The 6,331-nt window shown below is 27.0% G+C and carries 6 protein-coding genes; 4 read left to right on the top strand and 2 right to left on the bottom strand.

Features of this window, described 5'->3' with window-relative positions:
- Positions 1–305 precede the first annotated feature (305 nt).
- Positions 306–431: a hypothetical protein gene (locus BX659_RS19565; protein WP_258176163.1), complete on the bottom strand. Its 126-nt coding sequence runs from the start codon at positions 429–431 to the stop codon at positions 306–308.
- Between the two features lie 20 nt (positions 432–451).
- Positions 452–1,072, bottom strand: coding sequence for a hypothetical protein (locus BX659_RS18330; protein WP_097019669.1), 621 nt, complete (start codon positions 1,070–1,072; stop codon positions 452–454).
- Positions 1,073–1,220: 148 nt separating this feature from the next.
- On the opposite strand from BX659_RS18330, the gene BX659_RS18325 reads away from it, so the two are divergent.
- From BX659_RS18325 to BX659_RS18310, 4 genes are read left to right on the top strand one after another with little or no spacing between them, the layout of a single operon-like run.
- Entirely contained in the window at positions 1,221–3,809 is a 2,589-nt protein-coding gene (locus BX659_RS18325) for an ankyrin repeat domain-containing protein (protein ID WP_097019668.1), read from the top strand.
- Between the two features lie 34 nt (positions 3,810–3,843).
- Complete coding sequence (locus BX659_RS18320; protein WP_097019667.1) at positions 3,844–4,548, top strand: DUF6884 domain-containing protein; 705 nt, start codon at positions 3,844–3,846, stop codon at positions 4,546–4,548.
- A gap of 13 nt (positions 4,549–4,561) precedes the next feature.
- Positions 4,562–5,233 carry a hypothetical protein gene (locus BX659_RS18315; protein ID WP_097019666.1) on the top strand — a complete coding sequence of 224 codons (672 nt, stop codon included), beginning with the start codon at positions 4,562–4,564 and terminating at the stop codon, positions 5,231–5,233.
- Between the two features lie 53 nt (positions 5,234–5,286).
- The gene (locus tag BX659_RS18310) at positions 5,287–5,904 is read left to right on the top strand and encodes a hypothetical protein (RefSeq protein ID WP_097019665.1); all 618 of its coding nucleotides are present in this window, start codon (positions 5,287–5,289) and stop codon (positions 5,902–5,904) included.
- The last annotated feature ends 427 nt before the right edge of the window (positions 5,905–6,331 follow it).

Below are 6,331 nucleotides of genomic sequence, written 5' to 3'. Positions count from 1 at the left end.
GGGGTCCTGTTCTAACAGGTTGTAGCTATCTTGTTTGGAAGGACTGGAACTGGGCGTTGGTCTTAGGGATTGTGATAGCAGGTGGTTGTGCTGCTTTTACAATCCCTTTCATTATTTTATTAGTTGATTTTTATATGGATTATAAAAATGTTTCTGGGGCATTTGTGTACTTATGAAATCTATGGTAATATATTCTTAGTAAAGGTAATTTTATATATATTTATATTTTAGTCAACTTTTCATATAAGAAGTTCTATAAGCCACTTTTTAGAAAATGACTTATAGAAATTTGATTTTACTATAAATTACTTACCTTGGTATCTTTCATTGTTAGGATTCAATTGATTAGCATGGTTATCTATTCTGTCTTGATATGAATCATTATTGGGATTCATTTGATCTGAATGATGATCTCTCTCTGATTTATTCATATGTATTTTCACCTCCTTTTTTAATTATTAAGAGCTTTAATTAATGAATAATAAAATTTATTTAAAGAATTAATACCTTTACATTCCCCATTAAGCAGATTAAGAGCAAATTTGTCTTGATTAGAAGAAGGTACTGTTTCTAATTCTTGTGATAAAGTTATTCTATCTATATATTCACCTGGTACTATATCGATTGTTAATTTTTTAATCTGTTCATCTGATTTTGTAGAATAAGAACTTTCTATTATAATATTCTTTTTTACATTTCTGATTTCTGACAATCTATAGTAGTCTATAGAAATTTTTTCATTAATCCGGCTATTAAAAGGTGCAAAAGAAAATATCCAAAAAGCTTTTGAGGCTATTATACTAAAATATAGATAACCATTATCATCTAAAAAATACATACCATCTACTGTATCAGTATTTAATTCTTTTTGAATATACTTAGCAATCTCTGTCCTATTAATCTTATCTTCAAGTTCTAACTTATTAATAAAATCTTTAATACTCAACTCTCCACCTCCTTGGTATCGATAATTATTAGAATTTAGTTGATTAGACTTATTATTATTATTAGCTTGAAAGTCTGGACTGGTAGGATTTTTGACAGTTGCTCTTTGGTCATTTGCTTTATTCATAAGTAATTCCCCCTTTTAGAATTGCTACTAATATAATATCATATATAATTTTAAATTATAGAATCACTAGAATAACAAAAATTTAGAAAAATTATATTTGACTTTTTTATCGGTTTTGATGTTAAAAATATAGTTATGGAGTGATTAAATGAAGAATAAAAAATTATGTAGATTCCCTAAAGTTGTAGAGATTATAAGCTTTATTGCTAAGGGATTAGATGTAGATATAGATGCCATTTCAAAAGATATATCAGATTGGAAAAAAGGTATAGGTAGAACAACAGGCGTTAAAAAAGAGATACTTGAGATATTAGTAGATAAGATTTTACTTTTATTCTTTGAAAAAGACAGTAAGGACTATTATACCTTTTATAATCAGATTACTGAAGTAATTAGAGAATATCAATGTATAATAAATGAAGTAGAAGTACATAATGCCAATGATGAAGATATATTATGGACAGTTTTCTCTGAATTTTTCATCAGAATAATGGGTGTAAAGGCGGCTGAATTAGAAAAATTAACAAGTATAAATATTGTTGCTTTTAAAGAGGATATCTGGTTTTTACCAGCAAGATCAAAAGATAAAATATCATATCCAATTAATAGATTATTTAATTGGTGGAAAGAAATAGCTGGGTTTGAAACTTGGGAAGAGCTAAAAAAGAATTTCAAAGAAGAAAAAAATTTTATAAAAAAAGACTCTATTGATTTAGATTCTGCTAAAGCTGAAATTAATAAATGGGTAAATCAAGATATTATACCTAATACAGATAATATAGAATCTTTAAGTAAGATAAAATTTAATAATACAAAAGGTTTAGTCATTACTAATATTAGAGATAAAGACAATAAGTTAAAAGAAATAAATGATTTTGTAAAAAAGAATAAATTAAGTTTAAAAGAACTATCTAGACAATTAATTTTAAGTGAAGTTAGTGTTGCAGATTTACTTAAGGGAATAGAATACACTTATAGTGAAGTGGATTATGAATTGTTCCTAAGTAGATATGGGGGTTTTAATGAAGATGTATTAAAAAGAAGATTTTACTGGGCAAGATTAATTCAATATTGTTTTAAAAAAAGTATTAGCTACTTTGGTAAAGATAAGACATTTGAATTAGTTGATCTTTTTATAGGTAATTATATTGATACTTTAAATAAAATAAATAACCAACAACATAATATAGGAGCAAGATTTGTAACTAAAGAAACTTTAGATATAATAAATAATTTATTGTTTCATCTGGGTTATGAAGATAAGGAATATGATAAAATCAAAAATATAAAAGAAGAATTTGATCGAGCTTTAAGAGAATCTAACATAATAAAAGCTTTAAATATTAGAGATAAATTAAAGAAACTCAATGTTAAAAGAGAGATGTTTTTATCTGGGTTAGATATTTTAGACATATTAGCTAATCACAGAAGAGAGAAAGAAAAAGATGAAGAGAAGATTTTAGAGAGGTTATTCGATGAACTTAGAGGAAATAAACTTTATAATAAAGTTTATGACTATCAAGTTGATTTGTATTATGGGAGATACAAAATACAGTTAGGTGATTTTAAAGAGGGATTAAAGTATTATAAAAAGGATTTTAAGACTGTTTTGTATAGAGGTGGTAGATATCAAAAATATATCATAATAGAAGGACTTCTATTAGCAGCTTATGAGGAAAAATGGAACTTATTTAAAAAATTCTATAGGCAAGGTATAGAGCAGGGGTATTATAAGCTTTATCTTAAAGATGTTGAAAGTTATATTATTAGGGACTATAAAAAGATGTTTTTAAACTATTTTGCTCCTAAATATTATTTTAAAAGTGTTAGCAAGGATAAGATGAAATCACTTAAAGAAGGTCAAAGGGATAATATTATTATAGACATAGATGATTGGGAATCTAAGAAATTTGGACATGCCAATCAAAGTAAAAAAGGAACTGGTACTAAAAAAATGACACCACTGATGATGAACTCTTTATTTGGGAATGAAGATGAGGTTAGAAAGTGGCTTGAACTAGGAGCTGATGTAAATGAGATCTATAGACAGAATGAACTTGCAGATAGATTTGAAGATAGCTCTACAGCTCTTATTATGGCATTGCAGAATAAGTATTTTAATATATTTGAATTACTATTCCAGGATAGTTTTCTTAACAAGGAAACCATTAATGTAGTTACTAAAAAGAAGAGTAATAGTATTTTAAGTTTAGCAATTCAATATGGCTTAGTTGACACTGTACAAAGATTAATTGATAAAGGTGTAGATGTTCATCAAAAGATTGGGTTTAACTATGATTATCCATTATCATTTATAGCAAGTCAAGGTACAGTTGAAAATATACTGGGCTATTATAATAACTGTATATATGCTCTATCAACCTATAAGTCCAGTGCTTTATATTTTGCTATTTTAAACTTAAGACCTATTCCTCTTGTTATAAATCTACCTTTACCTACTTCTGTAGTTGATAATTGCGAGGATAAGGATAAAATTATGCAAATAATTAACAGTATATTAGAAGTAGCAGATCAAGAATTGATAAATGATACAAATAGCTATAATAATACTCCACTTATGTTAGCTTGTGAATTTGGTGAATATGAGCTAGTCAAGAAACTATTAGAATTAGGAGCAGACATCAAAGCTAAAAATGACCTTGGTTTCAGGGCAATAGAAATTGCTGAAAGTTATAAGAATTATAATATAGTTAATTTATTAAAGGAATTAAATTAATTTTAATCTTATACAAATAATTAGGAGTGATATTTTGAATATACTTGTAGTTTCATCATGTACCTCTAAAAAAGCAGTTAACTCTAAATATAAGTTATTAAAAGAGGATTTTTTAGATTCTGTAGTATTGGAGAAGAGGGAAAAAGAATTATCTAAAAAGTCTTTGCCGGCTATAGAAATGTATAAAGGTATGCAGCATATTCAACTTGTGAAAGGTCTGTCCTCTTTAAGGGCTAAATATGGTAATTGTATAGTAGATTTAAAAATAATTTCAGCAGGGTATGGTTTGATTGATGAAGCTAAGAAGATTGTACCTTATGAAGTAACTTTCAATTCTATGAAGAGTAAAGAAATAGATGAATGGTCTAGTTTTCTGAACATAAAAAGGAATTTGGAAATAGTAATTAAAGATTATGATTTAATAATTTTTTTGCTAGGAGATAGGTATTTGCGTTCCTTACAGCTGCCACTAAGTAATATAAGTAAAAAGAAAAGGTTGATATTTTTGGCTAGTAAAAGTAGTAGTAAGAAGATTCCTAATGAGAAACCGTATTACTTTTTAGAAGTTGGACAAGATGATGCATCTTCTTTTGGTTATGGATTGGTTGGGCTTAAAGGTTACTTATTTAATCTACTTGCAAAAGAGATAGAGAAGCAAGGAAAGATAGTTTTTGAAGATATATATCAAAATCCAAATTTATTATTAGACATTTTGTATAAGTATCGTAAAGATAAGTAATGGAGGTCTTAATATGGATAAAATAAAGATTTGGAATGATTTTTGTAAAGAGTATAATGTTTTAGAGAAGGGAGTTCCTTTATTTGAAACAGATGGTTTATTTGTAAATAGCTTTGATTATGGTAAAAAGGTTAGGAAGATATTAAAACGTAATGAAGAGATGGAAAATCTAGTTATTTCAGAGGTTAATAAAGTAATTGATGATTTCAATTCTGGAAAGGAAGATTATGAAGGCTTAATATATATGATGTATTGGAAAAGAGATAATGGAGTAATACCACTTTATATAGGAAAATCAGAAAAGTATGGAAGAAAGGGCGGTAATTTATCTATTAATATAGCTAATATAGAAAGAAATAGAGGAAAGTTCTGTAGATGGGGGTATAATTATGCTTATCATATAGGGGACTTAAGTGCAATTGTGTTACCTGGTCATTCTGATAAAAAGAAGAATCGTAAATATAAGGAGTGGGGAGATAGGTTATTTGAAGAGGTCAATTCTATAACTCCTAAGTTAAGAGAAGAAACCTATTTTTGGATTAGAGCATGGAGAAAAGAAGATATAGGTCCATGGGAGGAATTTGGTCAGACATCCCTTACTTTTTTAGAGTATTTATTAATAGGATTGGCAAGTGATATATTTACAGATACATTATTAAATTATGAAGGTGTAAATAGAAAGTAGTTTATTTTTAGATATTTAAAAGAATAATTTAACTAATAGAAAGGGTGATTTATTTGGCTACAATAATTGATGAAGTTGAAATTTTAGATTATTTATTAAATCATGAGGTTTATAAAGAATATTGTTTAGATTTGAAACCTTATCCCAAAGAATATCATTATGATATAAATAAGGTAAAAGCAGTTGTTCTTGGTGCAGACCCAAGTAATAATAATGAAGAACTTGAGTATGTATTTGGTTTAGAAGAGAAAGAGGATTCTAAATATTTCAGGATGACATTGGGGAATTTGAAAGAGGTTGGATTAAAGCTAGAACAGTTATATGTACAAAATTTATGTAAGAATTATTTTAAGTATGAAACGACTGAAAATGATAAGTGGTCAGAGATTGCAGAGTTATGGGTACCTTGTCTACGTAAAGAGTTAGACTCTCTATTTGATAAATCTATTCCTGTTTTCATTACTGCCGGAAAAATTCGAGATGTATTGTGCTATGATGTTAAGAAAGGGAAAGATTATAAAAGTAATTATGAGAAAGCAGAGTTTATTATGCCAGAAGAAAATAAACTTGGTAGGATAATAATACCGTTATACAGACATTGGAACTATAAATTATCTGAATTTGAATGGAAAGATTATAGAGATAAGATATATTATACTTTCAATGATTAATGAAACATAAGCAGTAGTTAATCTCATTTAAATATGAAAATATTGATATATTATTGTAAAATATTGAATTTAATTTTACCAATACAGTTAAGGAGGTCTTAAGTGAATATACTTCTTAAAGTTAATTGTGATTGTAAATCTTCCAGTTATAGGATTTGGATTTAAAGCAATAATAGGCGGAAGTAAAGATTGGGTACATTATTTCATGATTATTCACTTCAGTCTTACTCTTGTATTAGCAATAGTATTATTTAGCTTACTATAAAAACTAAATAGAATAAGAAAAGAGTAGAGTTGTTTTATCAGAATAAATTTAGTTTTTAACTTTTTAACACCACTTTACAAAAATCAGATAAAACATTTACCTAAAAATAACAAAGTCAGACACCTAAATCCTAGAGATAATAATCATAGTCAATAAAAACTA

The organism is Orenia metallireducens (assembly GCF_003001995.1).
GTDB lineage: Bacteria > Bacillota > Halanaerobiia > Halobacteroidales > Halobacteroidaceae > Orenia > Orenia metallireducens_B.
Note: the sequence above shows the minus strand (reverse complement) of the source record. Positions and strands in the feature narration are given on the sequence as shown.